16 protein-coding genes and 1 riboswitch are annotated in these 15355 nt (G+C 66.5%); of the genes, 5 read left to right on the forward strand and 11 right to left on the reverse strand.

What is annotated here, in order from left to right; all coding sequences use genetic code 11:
* The 3 genes from OXF11_04585 to OXF11_04595 form a co-directional block, all read right to left on the reverse strand.
* The coding region (locus OXF11_04585) for a hydantoinase B/oxoprolinase family protein (GenBank protein MCY4486375.1) at positions 1-774 on the reverse strand (774 nt) is incomplete at its 3' end.
* A gap of 31 nt (positions 775-805) precedes the next feature.
* On the reverse strand, positions 806-2881 hold the full coding sequence (locus OXF11_04590; protein MCY4486376.1) for a hydantoinase/oxoprolinase family protein: 2076 nt from the start codon (positions 2879-2881) through the stop codon (positions 806-808).
* 3 nt (positions 2882-2884) lie between these two features.
* Positions 2885-3889 carry an LLM class flavin-dependent oxidoreductase gene (locus tag OXF11_04595; GenBank protein MCY4486377.1) on the reverse strand — a complete coding sequence of 335 codons (1005 nt, stop codon included), beginning with the start codon at positions 3887-3889 and terminating at the stop codon, positions 2885-2887.
* A gap of 265 nt (positions 3890-4154) precedes the next feature.
* Here OXF11_04595 and OXF11_04600 point away from each other — a divergent pair, with 265 nt between their 5' ends.
* The gene (locus OXF11_04600) at positions 4155-4757 is read left to right on the forward strand and encodes a hypothetical protein (GenBank protein MCY4486378.1); all 603 of its coding nucleotides are present in this window, start codon (positions 4155-4157) and stop codon (positions 4755-4757) included.
* A 25-nt stretch (positions 4758-4782) separates the two neighbouring features.
* Positions 4783-5508: a hypothetical protein gene (locus OXF11_04605; protein MCY4486379.1), complete on the forward strand. Its 726-nt coding sequence runs from the start codon at positions 4783-4785 to the stop codon at positions 5506-5508.
* Between the two features lie 15 nt (positions 5509-5523).
* Here the strand turns inward: OXF11_04605 and OXF11_04610 are convergent, their stop codons facing one another.
* Complete coding sequence (locus tag OXF11_04610; protein MCY4486380.1) at positions 5524-6693, reverse strand: AAA family ATPase; 1170 nt, start codon at positions 6691-6693, stop codon at positions 5524-5526.
* Between the two features lie 139 nt (positions 6694-6832).
* On the opposite strand from OXF11_04610, the gene OXF11_04615 reads away from it, so the two are divergent.
* Complete coding sequence (locus tag OXF11_04615; GenBank protein ID MCY4486381.1) at positions 6833-7795, forward strand: membrane dipeptidase; 963 nt, start codon at positions 6833-6835, stop codon at positions 7793-7795.
* A gap of 69 nt (positions 7796-7864) precedes the next feature.
* On the opposite strand, the gene OXF11_04620 is transcribed toward OXF11_04615, so the two are convergent.
* From OXF11_04620 to OXF11_04645, 6 genes are all read right to left on the reverse strand, one after another.
* Entirely contained in the window at positions 7865-9019 is a 1155-nt protein-coding gene (locus tag OXF11_04620) for an amidohydrolase family protein (GenBank protein MCY4486382.1), read from the reverse strand.
* Positions 9020-9074: 55 nt separating this feature from the next.
* The gene (locus OXF11_04625) at positions 9075-9332 is read right to left on the reverse strand and encodes a BolA family transcriptional regulator (protein ID MCY4486383.1); all 258 of its coding nucleotides are present in this window, start codon (positions 9330-9332) and stop codon (positions 9075-9077) included.
* A gap of 50 nt (positions 9333-9382) precedes the next feature.
* Positions 9383-10429 carry an amidohydrolase family protein gene (locus tag OXF11_04630; GenBank protein MCY4486384.1) on the reverse strand — a complete coding sequence of 349 codons (1047 nt, stop codon included), beginning with the start codon at positions 10427-10429 and terminating at the stop codon, positions 9383-9385.
* A gap of 102 nt (positions 10430-10531) precedes the next feature.
* On the reverse strand, positions 10532-10894 hold the full coding sequence (locus OXF11_04635; protein ID MCY4486385.1) for a hypothetical protein: 363 nt from the start codon (positions 10892-10894) through the stop codon (positions 10532-10534).
* A gap of 12 nt (positions 10895-10906) precedes the next feature.
* A complete protein-coding gene (locus tag OXF11_04640; protein MCY4486386.1) occupies positions 10907-11038 on the reverse strand; it encodes a redoxin domain-containing protein in 132 nt (43 codons plus the stop codon).
* On the reverse strand, positions 11035-12162 hold the full coding sequence (locus OXF11_04645; protein MCY4486387.1) for a mandelate racemase/muconate lactonizing enzyme family protein: 1128 nt from the start codon (positions 12160-12162) through the stop codon (positions 11035-11037). The genes OXF11_04640 and OXF11_04645 overlap by 4 nt, the downstream gene beginning before the upstream one ends.
* Positions 12163-12269: 107 nt before the next feature.
* On the opposite strand from OXF11_04645, the gene OXF11_04650 reads away from it, so the two are divergent.
* Entirely contained in the window at positions 12270-13139 is an 870-nt protein-coding gene (locus tag OXF11_04650; GenBank protein MCY4486388.1) for an oxaloacetate decarboxylase, read from the forward strand.
* A gap of 435 nt (positions 13140-13574) precedes the next feature.
* On the opposite strand, the gene OXF11_04655 is transcribed toward OXF11_04650, so the two are convergent.
* Positions 13575-14675, reverse strand: a complete 1101-nt coding sequence (locus OXF11_04655) for an ornithine cyclodeaminase family protein (protein MCY4486389.1) — start codon at positions 14673-14675, stop codon at positions 13575-13577.
* Between the two features lie 226 nt (positions 14676-14901).
* Between OXF11_04655 and OXF11_04660 the strand changes: the two genes are divergently transcribed.
* Positions 14902-15123, forward strand: coding sequence for a zinc ribbon domain-containing protein (locus OXF11_04660; protein ID MCY4486390.1), 222 nt, complete (start codon positions 14902-14904; stop codon positions 15121-15123).
* 124 nt (positions 15124-15247) lie between these two features.
* A riboswitch (SAM riboswitch) is annotated at positions 15248-15351 on the forward strand.
* Positions 15352-15355: the final 4 nt, after the last annotated feature.

A 15355-nucleotide genomic window follows, 5' to 3' on the forward strand; every position in this document is an offset into this window, starting at 1 on the left:
CACCTCCAGCTTCGTCTTGATGTAGATCGGCTCCTCGAAGCCGTCGCTCCAGGTCTCCCCTTCCCACTCGCCGTCCTCGAGTGCGGCGATGGCGGCGCGCACGGCCTTCTCGGAGCGGCTGATGATCTCCTCGGCCACGGGATCGAAGCTGTCCAGCTCGAACTCGTCCATGGTCTCGATCAGCGCCCGCCCGCCGGCGTCGTTGCAGGCGGACTGGGCGTAGAAGTCGCTCACCACCTCGTGGGGCAGCCGCACGTTGGCGCGGATCATCTTGAGCAGGATGGGGTCGGGCTCGCCCGCGTGGAAGAGCTTCATGATGGGAATGCGCAGCCCTTCCTCGAAGACCTCGCGCGCCTCGGCGGAAAGGATGCGGCCGCCGATGTCCGCGGCGTGGCAGGTGTTGGCGAAGAACGCCACGAGCTGCCCGCGGCGGAAGATGGGCGTGGTGATGGTGATGTCGTTGACGTGCCCGGCGGTCTGCCACGGGTCGTTGGTGATGAGCACGTCGCCGGGCGCCAGGGTATCGGCGGGGAACTCTCGCAGAAAGTGCCCCATGGACGTGGCCATGGCGTTGATGTGCCCTGGGGTGCCGCTGACCGACTGGGCCACCATCCGGCCCTTAGTGTCGAACAGGCCGCAGGCCAGGTCCTGGCTCTCCCGCACGATGGTGCTGAAGGCCGTGCGCATGAGCGCGTCCTGCTGCTCGTTGGCCACGGAGAGGAGTCGGTTCCAGATGACTTCGAGGGTGACGGGATCGATGGCGGCTTGGCTCATGGGAGAAGCTCCATGACGGCAGGTTACGGGATTACGAGTAATCGAACTCTACGATCACGTTCAGATGGTCGTCAACCCGCGCGCGGGCGCGGGCCGTCACCACCAAGGTGGACTCCCGTTCCTCCACGATGGCGGGGCCCGGGAAGGCCATGCCCGGCGTCAGCGCGTAGCGGTCGTACACCGCGGTGTCGACGAATTCGCCCCGGCGCGCGGAATACACCGGGCGCGTGCCCTTTTGGGCGTCGCTGCCGGCGACCCGTCCGCGCGGGGTCGAGAAGTCGAGCGGCTGCTCCGGCCCGCGCGCCACCACGCGCCAGTTGATCACCTCCACCACGACGTCCGGCACGGTGCGCCCATACATCTGCTCGTAGGTGCGCTCGAAGGCTCCGGTGATGGCGCCGAGGTGGCTCGCGTCGAGGACCCCGTCGGGGATGGGCACGGACACCTCGTGCCCCTGGCCGGTGTAGCGCATGTCGGCGGTACGCTCGTAGACGATCTCGTCCGGTGCCAGTCCCGACTGCTCCAGGATGGCACGCCCCTCCGCGCACATGCCGTCGAACATCCCGTTGACAAAGGACCAGTCCAACTCGTCCAGCAGGCTGTAGGCGCTACGCACGAAGTCGAAGGCCAGCGGCGCCGCCAACAGGCCGAAGGTGGAGCCCACCCCCGCGCCCATGGGCGAGATCAGCGTGGGCAGGTGCAGCAGCTCGGCCACGTGGCAGCCGTGCACCGGGCCGGCGCCGCCGAAGGCGTACATGGGCAGCTCCCGCGGATCCTTGCCGCGCTCTCCCAGGTGCGCGCGAGCGGCGTTGGCCATGTTCTCGTTGACGATCTGGTGGATGCCCCAGGCCACCTCCTCCACGCGCATGCCGAGCCTTTCGGCGAGCTCGCCCAACACCTTGCGCGCCGCGTCCACGTCGAGCTTCATCTCGCCGCCGAGGAAGTAGTCGGGATCGAAGTAGCCCAGGATCAGGTTGGCGTCGGTGACGGTGGCGCCCGTGCCGCCGCGGCCGTAGCACGCCGGGCCGGGCTCCGCCCCGGCGCTGTCGGGTCCGACTTTCAGAAGACCGAGCGCGTCCACCCGGGCGATGCTGCCGCCGCCGGCCCCGATCTCGATCATGTCGATGACCGGTATCTTGATGGGCAGGCCGCTGCCCTTGCGGAAGCGGTAGACCCGGTCCACCTCGAACTCCCGGGCCTTGAGCGGGTAGCCGTTCTCCACCGCGCACAGCTTGGCGGTGGTGCCGCCCATGTCGAAGGAAAGGAGATCGGGATAGCCCGCGCGCTGTCCCAGCGCGGCCGCCGCCAGCGCCCCCGCCGCCGGCCCCGACTCGAGCATCCGCACCGGGAACCGGGCGGCCGTCTCCGGGGTGCCGATGCCGCCGCTCGAAAGCATCACGAAGAAGCTGCCGGAGAACCCGAGGCCGTCCAGCCGCTGTTGCAGTTCCTGGAGATAGGCGGCCACGCGCTCCTGCACGTAGACGTTGGCGGCGGTGGTACTGGTGCGCTGGAACTCGCGGATCTCGGGCACCACGTCGGCGCTCACGGACACGCGGATATCCGGCGCCACCTCGGCGATGAGCTCCCGCGTGCGGCGCTCGTGGACGGCGTTGCGGAAGCTGTTGAGGTAGCACACCGCTATCGCCCGGACGCCCTTGTCCCGGAGCTCCGCCACCAGGCTCCGCACGAAGTCCTCATCCAGGGGCTTGAGCACGGTTCCGTCCGCGACCACCCGCTCCGGCACGTCGAAGCGCAGGTAGCGCGGCACCAGCGGCCTGGGCAACTCGAGATCGAGGTCGTAGAGCTCGTAGCGGTGCTCGCGGCCGATCTCCAGCGCGTCCCGGAAACCCTCGGTGGTAAGCAGCGCGGTCAGGGCGCCCTTGCGCTCGATCAGGGCGTTGGTGACGAGCGTGGTGCCGTGCACCACCGTGCCCTTCCCGGCGCGGTCCACGATGCCGGTCTCCAGCCCCTCGCGCAGCGCCGTTTCCACCGCCACGCTCGGGTCTCCGTGAGTGGTCAGGGTCTTGCCGATGAAGGAGGTGCCATCATCCCCCACCAGGAGCAGGTCCGTGAAGGTTCCGCCGATGTCAACGCCGACGCGATACATGGACTACTGGGCGAACAGGTCCATCAGGGCATCCGTCTGGTCCGCCGCCGCGGGCCGCAGCAACGGAATCTTGACGCCCGCGTCGCGGTACTGCTGGACGCGCGCCATGACCTCGTCCGGGGTGCCGCTGGCGGTCATTCCCTCCACGTAGGAGTCCGGGATGGCCTTGATGAGCGCTTCCATGCCGCCCTCGGCGTGGGCCTTCTCGAAGGTCGGGATGTCTTCCTCGTGGATGTAGGGCTCGCCCACCTTCATCTTGGGACGGGCGATGAACGGGAGCTGGACGGGATCGAGCTTGGTGGCCACCTCCCAGCGGATGGCGTCCAGGGCCTTCTGGTGGTCGTCGGCGATGGAGCAGTTGATCAACTGGGCCACCTCGAACTTGGAGAAGTCGCGACCCGCCTCTTCGGCCGCGTCCTTGATGATCTTGAGGGCGTTGGCGGTGTATTCCGGCGAACACACCGCGTTCAGCACCACGCCGTCGCCGATCTGGCCGGCGAGCCGCAGGCCCGGGCGCGCGGTGGCCGGGATGTAGAGGGGGATGTTCGTGCGCAAGGGCTTCCAGCCGATGCCGACGTTCTTGAACTTGACGAACTGGCCTTCGTAGTCCACCTTCTCGCCGGTGAAGAGCAAGCGCATGGACTCGATGTATTCCTTGAGCACCTGAGGGGGATCCTGGTGCTCCATGGCGTGGACCCGGGCTTGGCTTCGCGGGCAGGCGCCCGGTGCCAAGGTGATGCGCCCGCCGGTCATCTCGTCCAGCGTCATCAGCGACTGCGCCATGCAGATGGGCGTGCGCAGGCGGACGATCTGGGTGGCCCCCAGCGTCACCTTCGAGGTGGCCAGGCCCATGGCCGACATGGCCGACACCGAGTCGCGCATGAGCTCGATGGTCTCCGAGAAGAAGCCCATCTCGAAACCCTTTTCCTCCGCGCGCCGCATGAGATCGGCGATTTCCCGGACGTTGGTGAACTTCCCGTACCCCAGTGCGAAACCGACTCTGGCCATGACCTCTCCTGACTTGTTGAACGCAACCGCCCCCGGCGCTTCTTGTTCCGGTGAGCGTGCCCGTGCGCGGCAAAGACGCGACGCCGCTACCGACGACCCGACGGTCCTGCGCTTCGAGCTCCGGTCGATTCAGAGAAAAGCGAGCGGGTGTTGCGGTGTGCCTGAAGAAAAAGTGATTTGTATCCGACCGGTTGCGGTTCGTCAAGGAACGGGTGCGCCGCACACGTTGCGGCGCACCCGTCGATTACGTAAGCTTTGGCGCACCATGGTGGGGCTGGACATCGACGGCGTGGTGGCCGACTTTCTCTCTCCTTTTCTGGTGCGTCTGGAAAAGCGCGTCGGCAAGGGGCCGATCCCGGCGGACTCCCTCCGCAGCGTGCGCCTTTCGGCGCATCCGGTCTTGACCGAGGAGGCCGTGAGGGACTGCTCCGACGCCGTGCGCCGGGACCCCGGGTTTTGGGACGGACTGGATTCGCTGCTGAGCGACGAGCAGTGGCTGCGGCTGGAGCAACTGAACCAGCGCGGGTTGCTTTCGTTCATCACGCACAGGACCGGCCACGAAAGCTGGGACATCCACGCGGTCACCTCGGAATGGTTCCGGCGGCACGGCATCACCAACCCCGACGTGCATCTGGTGGAGAAGGAGAAGTCGGCGGTGGTGGACAGGCTCGGAGTGAAGCTGTTCGTCGATGACAACTACGAGAACTGCCAGGACGTGGCCGAGAATACGAACGCCCGGGTGCTGATGCCGCACCATCCCTACAACCGGTCGTTTTCGCATCCCGGCGTGATGCGGGTCATGCATTTCAACCAGGTCTTCACCGAGATCGAGCGCTGCCTGGAACCACGGGCGCCGACCTCGGTCTGAGGACAGACAGTAGCGGAGGCTCATCATGTACGGTTGGCGCGCGCGTGTAGGCCATGTGGCTCCGTCCCGCGGGGACACCCTCGTCTATGAATTCTATCGAATGCTGCCCGCGGGGTTCCAGTTGCTCAACAGCACCGGCACCATCCGGCAACTGGTGGACGCCGACTTCGAGCGTCAGCTCGAGCGCATCGAGGAAGCCGCCCTGGACCTGGTGGACAACGGCTGCGACGTGGTGATCCTGGGGGGCTCGCCGCTCTTCACCAAGCTGGGCCACGGCAGCGACATCGAGATGGGGCGCAGGCTCACCGAGAAGACCGGCGTTCCCGTCACAGCGGGCATCACCGGCGAGGTGGAAGCCCTCAAGGCCATGGGACTCCGCAGCCTGGTGGTGGCCACGCCGCACGAGGACGACCTGAACGCGCGCATGAAGGCGTTCCTGGAGGCCTCCGGCTTCGAGGTGCTGCAGATCGAGGGCTACGGCGTGCGCAAGAACTCCGCCATCTCGGACCTGCCCGTGCACGCCTCCTACAAGATCGCCAAGCGCCTCTACGAGAAGGCGCCGGAGGCCGACGGCATCTTCATCCCGTGCCCGCGCTGGCCCACCATCGAGGACGTGGAGATCCTGGAGCACGAGATCGGCAAGCCCGTGGTGACCAGTTGCCAAGCCTACATCTGGTACGCGCTGAAGCTGATCCGCATCAGGGAAAGCGTGGCGGGCTACGGGCGCTTGATGGGCAGTCTGGCGGCGTGAACGCGGGTCCGGCGCTTACGGCGTCGACACAAATCCCCCCTCCCGAGCCATCTCGATGGCCATCCTGTACGGCACCACGGTGACCTTCCCAACCTTCTGAACCGTGTCGCCGCGGTACACCCCGAAGGCCTGCTCGATGTCACCGGCCCGCAGGAGCACATTCAGGCCTTTGTTGAACTTCTCCTGCCAAGCAGTGGACGACTTGATTTCGAACCCCGCCGCCCGTTCCCCCCTCTTCCAGATCAGGTCCACTTCGTTGCCTGCTTCCGTGCGCCAGTAGAAGAACTGAGCACCATGAGACAGCCACGAATTCAGCGCCCTGAATTCATTCAGCACGAACGATTCGAACAGGGCTCCCGTTTCGACCGCCGACGGTTCGTCCCGATGCCGGCCCAGAAGGGCCCGCTGCACTCCGCAATCGAACAGGTAGAACTTGGCATGAGCCACTTCCTTGACCTTGGCCTTGTTGCGGTACGCAGGCAGGTACCAGCCAAGCAACGTATCTTCCAGGATGCTGAAGTAGCCTTGGACCGTGCTCCGAGCGACCCCCACATCCCGCGCGATGTTCGCGATGTTCAGCAATTGCCCGCTCATCAGGCCGGCCACGGACAGCAACCGGTAAAAGCTGTCAAGATTCCTGACGAGCGCTTCCTGCTGTATCTCTTCCTTCAAATAGGTTTCCACGTAGGCGTCCAGAAACTCGACCTTGTCGGTTCGGACGGGTGACGTCACGCTCAAGGGCAACTGCCCGTAACGCAGAACGTCCTGCAAGCTCACCTCTTCGCCAACCTCGAGAACGCTTAGCGGAAACATCCTCTTCAGCAGAGCCCGTCCGGCCAGCATGTTCGCGTGGGAACGCTTGAGCTTTCTGGCACTTGACCCGGAAAGAGCAAACCGATAACCGTGCCCGCTCTCGAACAACAGGGAATGGACCTCGTCAAGCAATTCCGGCAGTTTCTGCACCTCGTCGATGATGATCCAGGGTTGATCCTCCCGCAACGCGGCCACCTCGTGAGCGAGAATGGACGGGTCCCGCTTGTATCGAAGATACTCGCTGGACTTGAGGAGATTGATGCTCAAGGCGGCGTGGCCAAGACGTTGCTCGAGCCAAACCGATTTCCCGGTCCCCCGGGGCCCGAACAGGAAGAAACTCCTTTCGGGCAGGTCGAGAATACGAGGATACATGTCGATGATTCCGTTATTTTCACCGTAAATATGACGGAACAACCGACAGGTGTCAAGTGCTCCATGCCCTCGAAGCCTCGACTCCTTCCGGGCTTGTCAAAGTCACTTGGGTCATGGTATGCGCGCGTGACACATCCCAATGGAACAGCTCGTTCATCACCCCTCGGTGGACATTCACGCCCACCCGGGCCGTTTTCACCGGGACAATACCGGTCTGGAGCAGCGTGTCCTGGAAATGAGCAAGGGCGGGCTCAGCGCCGCCTTCTTCTGCGTGAGCACGGACAGGGCTGTCATCCGCCGGGACCGGGAGACCGGCAGGATCCGGGCGCAGCGACCGTTTGAGCCCGGAGAGTCGTATCGGGATACCTACGCCCGTTTCGCCGTGCTTGACCCGTGGTTCGCCGAAGGCCGCCTGTTGCGGGGGTTGCGTCCCGCCGACGTCCTGCGCGCCAAACGAATAGGCCGGCCTTGCGCCATCCTCGCCGCGGAAGGCGCCGACTTCCTGGAGCAACGCCTCGACCGCGTCAAAGAGGCTCACGAGCGGGGACTACGCTCCATCCAGCTCGTGCACTACAACATCAACGCCGTCGCGGACATCCAGACCGAAGAGCCCCGGCACCACGGCTTGACCCCGTTCGGGGCGCAGGTCATCCGGGAGATGAACCGCCTGGGCTTGATCGTGGACGTGGCGCACGCCACGGAACAGGTGACACGTGACGTCGTGGACATCACCACCGGACCGATCATGCTGAGCCACACCGCGCTGCGCCGCACGCCGCGCAAGTACACGCGATTCATCTACGCCGAGCACGCGCGGCTCATCGCCTCCACGGGCGGCGTCATCGGCGTCTGGCCCGCCGGCCGCGGCGGCCTGGAAGGGTGGACCCGGCGTTTCAGGCAACTCGCCGACCTCGTCGGCCCCGAGCACCTCGCCGTGGGCACGGACATGGACGGCCTGCGCAACACGGCCTTCAACAGCTACGCCGAGCTGCCGGACCTCGCTGCCGCGCTGCTAACGGCGGGGTTCTCGAAGAGCGAGGCGGCGGGTATCCTGGGTGGCAACTTTATGCGGATGTTTCGGAAGGTGGCGGAGGCGCCTTGATGGCGCTCGGCGGAACGAGGCTTTCCCAGTAATCCTCCGGCAACACCGGACCGACGACGCCGATCGGCATCATCCCAGCTCCAGCTTGTAGAACCGCCGCGCATTGCCGCCCAGCAGCGCCGCCCTCTCGTCCTGGGTGATGGAGTCGTTGTTCTTGATGGCGTCCACCCGGCCCCAGTCCATGTCGCTGTGGGGGTAGTCGCTGGCGTACATCAGCGAGCCGGCGCCTACCTGGTCGATGACGGCGCGGAGGTTCTCGTCGTCCTCGAAGCCCGACAGGATGCGGCCGGAGCGGATGTCCTCCATGGGTTCCCGGATGCTCTCCGGGAGGGTGTAGGGCGCCCTGCCCCAGTTGCCCTCGTGCCGCCCGTCGCCCCGCGGTCCGCGGACGTGCTCAATGTGCTTTCCCACCCACCAGGCCCAGTACGGGAACCAGGTGGCGCCGATCTCCAGGAAGGCGCAGCGCAGGTTGGGGTAGCGCGCGAGGATGCCCATGCGCACCACCGACATCATGCCCACCATCATGGAGAACGGCATGGCGGTGACGTGGGTGGAGAAGAAGTCGGTGAAGCAGTCGGCCCACGGGGTGTCGTGCATGCCGGTGACGGCGTGGAAGCCGATGGGGGTGTCGAGCTCGTCCACGGCGGCGAAGAACGGTTCGTACTCGGGGGAATGCAGCGGCCGGTTTCCGGCCATGCCGGGCAGCAGCACCCCGGCGAGACCCAGTTCCCGCACCGCCCTCCTGGCCTCTTCGGCGGCGCCGGCCGGGTCCTGGATCGGCACCATGGCGATGGCGTTGAGCCGCTTGGGGGCCTTGGAGCATTGCTCCGCCACGTAGTTGTTGTAGGCGCGGCACACGGCGCCCGCCAGCTCGGTGTTCTCCAGGTCGAACATCCACACCAAGGCCGTGGGAAACACCACCTGGTAGTCCACGCCCATCAGGTCCAGGTCTTCGAGACGTCCGGGGATGTCGTCCAGCGAATTGTCGCGGGCCTTCATCTGCTTGTGCCGCGGCGTGGGATAGTTGAACCCGCCGCCGCCCACGCCCCGCGAGAAGGGAATGCGCGGCACCACCCGCCCCTCGGCCACCCAACGTCCCTGGTCCCGGGCCTCGTCGCGCAGATCGACGACGCGCGGACGGAGGGCGTGGAACTCCTTTTCGATGTGGCGGTCGAACAGGTCGAAGGGCTCGTGCAGGTGGCCGTCCGAGTCGATGGTCTGCATGGGAACCTCCCGAAACGGAGCGGACCGGGAAGCCCGGCGTTCCGTCAAGGCGTGTCTACGAGCCGAACTTCTCCCACTGCGCGGGGGTGAAGGTCTTCAACGACAAGGCGTGGATACGTTCGTCGCCGAGCTCGTCCTTGAGCGCTTCGTAGACCATCTTGTGCTGGTCGATGAGGCCCTTGCCGGCGAAGGAATCATGCACGACCACCACCTGGTAATGGTCGCCCCCGCCGGTCAGGTCCTTGATCATCGGCACGACACAACCCGGGAAAACCCGCCCCAGCGTATCTTCAATTTCTTGTGGCTGGATCATATCGCTGGATTAACACAAAACGGGTGGACGGACCACCGAGCAAGGGCGAATCAGATCCCGTACAGCGCCCTGGCGTTTTCGTCGATTATCTTGCGGCGGGCGTCCGGCGCGACCGTTTCGTTCGCCTGGAGGATCTTCAGCGCCTCGAGTTGGCTGGACGTGTCGGCGTGGCCGTAGTCGGAGCCGATGACGATGTGGTCCTCGCCGGCGTATTGCAGGATGTAGGGCAGGTCCTCCTCGGTCTGACAGGCCACGTAGAAGCGGTTGCGCCGCAGCACGTTGTCGTCGAGCTTGCGGGTGCCGGTGCGGTCCAGGCGGGCGCCCAGGTCGGTGATGACGTAGGGGACCCAGGAAGCAGCGGCTTCGAGAAAGCCCCAGCGCAGGTCCGGGAACTTGTCCGGAACGCGGCTCAGCACCAGGGCGTGGAACGCGGTGATGATGGGCACCTTGGCCATCCACAAGGCCGTGGCGCGGGAGTGGAAGAGCCCGCCGAGGGCATGGTTGACGAGCCCCGAGTGAATGCACACCGGCATGTCGAGCCGGCTGGCTTCGGCGTAGACCGGAAAGTAGTAGTCGTCGATTGGGGTGTGCTCGCCCATGAGTCCCTGAAGCAGGAAGCCGCAGGCGCCGTTGTCGCGGCTGAAACGCAACTCATCCAACGCCGTGTCCATGGTCAGCAGGGGCAGCGTCGCCACCCAACGGAGCCGTCCCTTGCCCCGGCGCCAGATGTCCGCCATCCAGCGGTTGTACGCGCGGCACATGGCGGCCTGGGTGCGCGGACGGCTCAGCGTGGCCAGACCCAACAGGGTCGTGGGATAGAGCACCTGGATATCGGTGCCCAACTCGTCCATGTGGCGCAGACGCGCCTCCACGTCCGTCAGCTCCGACGACTCCGGGGTGGTGCCCGACGAGACCGGTGGGAACGCCCGCTTGGGCTCCAGGTTGCTGTCGAAGAGCCAGAAGTCGTTGCGTCGCAGCGGGTCCGACTGGTCCGCCGCTGCCAGGATGCGCGGCCGGTAGCGCCGGTCCTCGCCCTCCATGTACTCCCAGGTCTCCTCGCACTCGATGACGTGGCAATCGGCATCGATGACCGCCATGGCTTACCCCCTTGAAGAGCCCGTCGCCGGCCTGTCGCCCCGAAGCGCATCGGCCTCACGCGTACCGTGGAGCCCCCGGCCGGTCCGGAACGAACGCTGAGCTTACGCCTGTGGGTCGTAGTCGGCCCGGCACTGTTGGGTCATGGCGCGCATGTCCGCCCGCAGCTCCTCGTTGGTGGGCCGGCCGACGTAGTACCAGCCGTTGTAGATGCGGTGAACCGACAGGTCCGGCAACAGCGAGAAGGCGTACGGGATCGCCAGGGTCCCGTGCCGCTTGTCCGTGGTGTCGACGATGTCCAGCGCCTCGATGGCCTTGAACTCCTGGTCGCTGAGAAACGGGAACGTCGCGCCCAGACCGACCCTGAGCGCGCCGTTCACCTTGGGCGGATCGACGCTGACCGCGGCCACCCGGCTGTAGCTGACGGGAAGCTCTTCCTGAAGGACAACCAAGTGGCGCAACTGCACCACGCACTTCCCTCACCAATAGCCCCGGTAGAACACCACGATGAGCGGGAACTTGCCCTCGGTGATCTCGGACAGCTTCAGCTCCTTGCCGTTGTGGTCGTCGAGAGCCAGATCCGGGAACTTCGATCCGACGGTTTGGTTCATGATGTACCTCCTTGAAGTATCGTTGGCGCGGGCGCGCTCCAGCGCTCCAACTCCGATGAATCGACTTCGGCGCCGAGTCCCGGCGCGTCCGGGACCGAGACCCTTCCTCCGCTCTCGTCGAGCGGCCGGGTCACCACGTCCCCGCCCATCTTGAGCGGACCCACCGACTCGCAGCCTTCCATGACGTTGGCGCAGCTTGCGGCCACGTGCAGCTCCGCCAGCGTGTTGAGGGTCAGACCGAAACCGTGGCCGATGACGCAGCGGATGCCCGCGGCCTCGGCCATGTCCACCATGCGCACGGTGCGGGTGATGCCGCCCTGCTTCATCACCTTGACCTTGACGATGTCGGCGGCTTCCTTCCGGATCACCTCCACCAGGGTTTCGGGGCCGACAATGGCTTCATCCGCCATCACCGGCATGTCGACGGCGCGCCGCACCCGCGCCAGACCCGCGTAGTCCGACCGGGCCACGGGCTGTTCCAGCAGCGCCACGTCCAGGGGCGCCAGCGCCCTGCCAAGCCGGATGGACTCGTCCACGCCGTAAGCCTCGTTGGCGTCCACCCGCAGTTGCATCTCCGGTCCGACGGCGCCGCGTACCGCCGCCACGCGGTCGCGGTCGGCTTCCACCCCCGAGCCCAGCTTGATCTTCACCGAGCGAAAACCGGCATCGCGCCAGCCCATCGCGTCCCGCGCGGCCTCGTCCGGCGCCAGCATGCCGATCCAGCCGTTGAGCCGCACCTCGTCCCGGAGCCGTCCTCCCAAAAGCGAGTGCACCGGCTGGTCCAGCGCCTTGCCCTTGAGGTCGAAAAGCGCCATCTCCAGCGCGGCCTTGGCGTCCAGATGGCGCGGCAGGGCGCGCTCCATGAGATCCAGTGCCGCGGCAATGTTCAAGGGATCGCGACCCACAAGGCCCGGCGCCAGCATCCGCACCGCCTTCAGGATCTCGGCGAAGCTCTCCTCGGAGTGGCCGGGATCGGGATCGACGTTGCCCAGACCGGCCGGACCCTCGTCCGTGCACACGCGCACCACGATGCTGTCCTGGTGGGTCTTGACGTCGTGGGCGTTGCGGAACACGCCCTTCAGCGGAATCCGCAGGGGGTGAATGTCGATGGCGGTAATCTTCATGTCTCTGGGTGCCGGCAAGCAGCCCCGGTTCACTTGCGCGCCGGCGCGGGTTCCTGAATCATACCGGCAACCACCCGGATGGTCGAACGATCAAGGAGGACCACGACATGAGTACCGCCGCACGGCTTCGGGAGGCAATGGCCGAGGACGGCTGCCTGAGCGTTCCCGGCGTTCACGACGCCTTGACCGCGCTGCTCGCGGAACGCGCGGGCTTCCGGGTGGCGCTGCTGGGCGGCAACGCCACCACCGCCAGCCTGCTCGGCCTTCCCGACCTCGGGTTCCTCTCCGCCGACGCGCTCATCGCGCACGTGCGCAACCTGAGCCACGTGCTGCGCATGCCGCTCCTGGTGGACGCGGACACGGGTTTCGGCGGACCGCTCCAGGTGCATCGCGTCGTCGCCGCGCTGGAGCACGCGGGGGCGGCGGCGGTTCAGATCGAGGATCAAACGCCCGCCAAGCGCTGCGGGTTGCTCGCGGGAGGACACCCGCTGGTAGCGACCGAAGAGATGGTGGAGAAGGTCGCGGCGGCGTGCGCGGCGCGGAGGGACCCCGACACGGTCATCGTCGCGCGCACGCTCGCCTATTCTTCGGGCGGGCTTGAGGAAGCCATCCGGCGCGGCCGCGCCTACCACGAGGCCGGCGCCGACGCGGTCTTCGCGCAGGTACCCGGCGCCGTCGAGGAACTGCGCGAGATCCGCCGCCGCGTTCCCGGTCCGCTGGTGGTGAACATGGACGAAACGCTTCCGGCGTCGCGCCTGAACGTATGCGACGCGGCCGCGGAGGGGTTCAAACTGGCGCTGTTCCCCGGAGCGGTCCGGTATACACTGGTGAAGACCGTTGGGAACGTCTTCGCTTCGTTGCACGCGGAAGGCACGACCCAAAGCCACCGCGGACAAATGGCCTCCCTGGACGAGTATCACCAAGTGCTGCGGATGGACGAGTTTCTCAAGTTGGAACGCACGCTTGCGAAGCCATGACCGCGCGGCGCGAACGACTCCCCGGATCGTCATTCCCGCGGAACTGGCTGTGTCAATACTGATGAGGCAGAGCCGCCTCGATTCGTCGTCCCCGCGGAAGCGGCTGGGGCAATACTGATGAGGCAGAGCCCCCTCGATTCGTCATTCCCGCGGAAGCGGGAATCCAGGGGCGGTGGTGGGGCACTACAGCGGCGTTTCCCCGCCTCCCCACCCCTGGATTCCCGCTTCCGCGGGAATGACAAATCCGGGGGGTTGGCGCCGAATCCGGGGGGTTGGCGCCAATTCTTGTCCGGACGACGTTTTGACACCGCGTGATTCGCGGGAATGACGATTCGTAGGGCGGTTCCGTCTTGTGGCCAAGCCAAGTCTCGACACGGCTTGCTGCGCGGGAATCACGTATCCCTACCGGCGTGCACGCCCCCCTCCCCCGAGGCCTCAGGCCCTGATATTCTCCAGGAACAGATCGGTGGGGATTTCGCGGCCGAGGCCGGCGTCGCGGGCTCGTTCGTAGACGGCGCCGGTGACGGCGCTGAATTGCGGGCCGATGGCGCCGATGTTCATGAACCAGGCGGTCTGCTCCGGGCGGGTGCGGCCGGGGACCCGGCCGCTCATGAGGTCCGGCAGCTTGGGGATGTCCACGATCTCGCGCGTCAGGTTCACCCGCGGCACCAGCGCCCGCTCCTCCTCCTGGCCGGCCACGTACCCGAGGTAGCCGCCGCGGGCGTAGAAGGCCTCGGACGGAAGGTTCTCCAGGTAGGGGGTGGCGTCCCCGGGGCGCACCGCCACGTCCACGGCCTGGAGGAAGCCCGGCTCCACGGAGTTCCGGTTGACGTCGATGACGGTCACGCCGGGCTCCAGCCAGTCGGCGAAGAACACCGGCTCGATGGCGGACGCGCAGCAGCACACGATGTCCGCGCCGCGCACGGCCGTGCGCGCGTCCGGGGCTGCCTCCACCTCGATCCCGTGCCGCTCCCGCATCTCCTCCGCGTACCCCCGGGCGTTGGCGGGATTGAGGCTGAACACCGACACCTTCGCGATGGGACGCACTCGGCAAAGGGCGTCGAGATAACTCCGGGCCATGCCGCCGGAGCCGATCATCGCCACGGTGCGGCTGTCCTCCCGCGCCAGGTACTTGGCTCCGAGGCCGGCGCCGGCGCCCACGCGGTCGTGCTGGAGGCGACCGTCGTTCATCATGGCCACCGGGGTCCCGTCTCGCGTGCTGAAGAGCAGCAGCAGGCCGCACCAGGTGCCGGGCTCGCGCGCGTACTTGTTCTCGCGTCTATGGCCCCGCTCCACGGGCCAGCTCACCATGTCCGAGATGATGCGGATGCAGGCGTAGCCGTCCTTGCGGCTGCCCCCGACCATGAGGGCCAGGCGGTGGTAGGGTGACTCCTGTTCCGAGGGCACGTACATGTCCATGCGCCCCATGCCCACGGCGTCGCCCCTGGCCAGCTCATGGAACAGGCTTTCCAGGGCGTCCAGGCAGAGCGGCATGTCGATGACGCGCGCGACATCGTCGTTGTTGAGAAACAGCATATTATCCTCCTGGCAAACGTGTCGGATTTCGCGTTCCGGATCCGGCGCGGTGCAGCCGGGCACGCTAAAGCAGGTCGGTTCCGTCGGAGGCACGACCGACACGGCTCCCGCTCCGGCGCGGGGGGTTGCCGCCGCCGCGCGGTGGAGTATATTTGCAGTACCCGCCGCCCCTGGCCGCTGACGCCGCCGGTACGGAACGGGTTCTGCGCCGAAAGGAGAACACCTCATGCCTCTTTATGAATTCCAGTGCAAGGGCTGCGGCCACGAGTTCGAGGATCTGGTCCTGGGCTCCGCCAAGCCCGTGTGCCCATCCTGCAACGGCCGGCAGCTCGAGCGGCTGCTCTCGGTGTTCTCCGTCAACGCGGCCGCGAATGACCCCGTGCCGGCGGCCGGGGGCTGCGGCTCCTGCGGCGACCCCAGGGGACCGGGAGCCTGTTCCATGAACTGACGGGTGGCCTCCTCACCGGCTTGGGCGACGGACGGAGATCCGCCCGCTTATGTACCGCCGCCCGCGGCGTGACTTTCGAGGAGAAATAGGGTAGAAACACAGGAACTGATCAAAGTAGCTGGACACCTTATCCAGAGTGGTGGAGGGACAGGCCCGTCGAAGCCACAGCAACCGTGTTCCCGGAAGGGACGCAGGTGCTAATTCCGGCCCGCAAGGGACAGATAAGGTGAGG

The organism is Deltaproteobacteria bacterium, assembly GCA_026712905.1.
Classification (GTDB): Bacteria; Desulfobacterota; Binatia; order UBA9968; family JAJDTQ01; genus JAJDTQ01.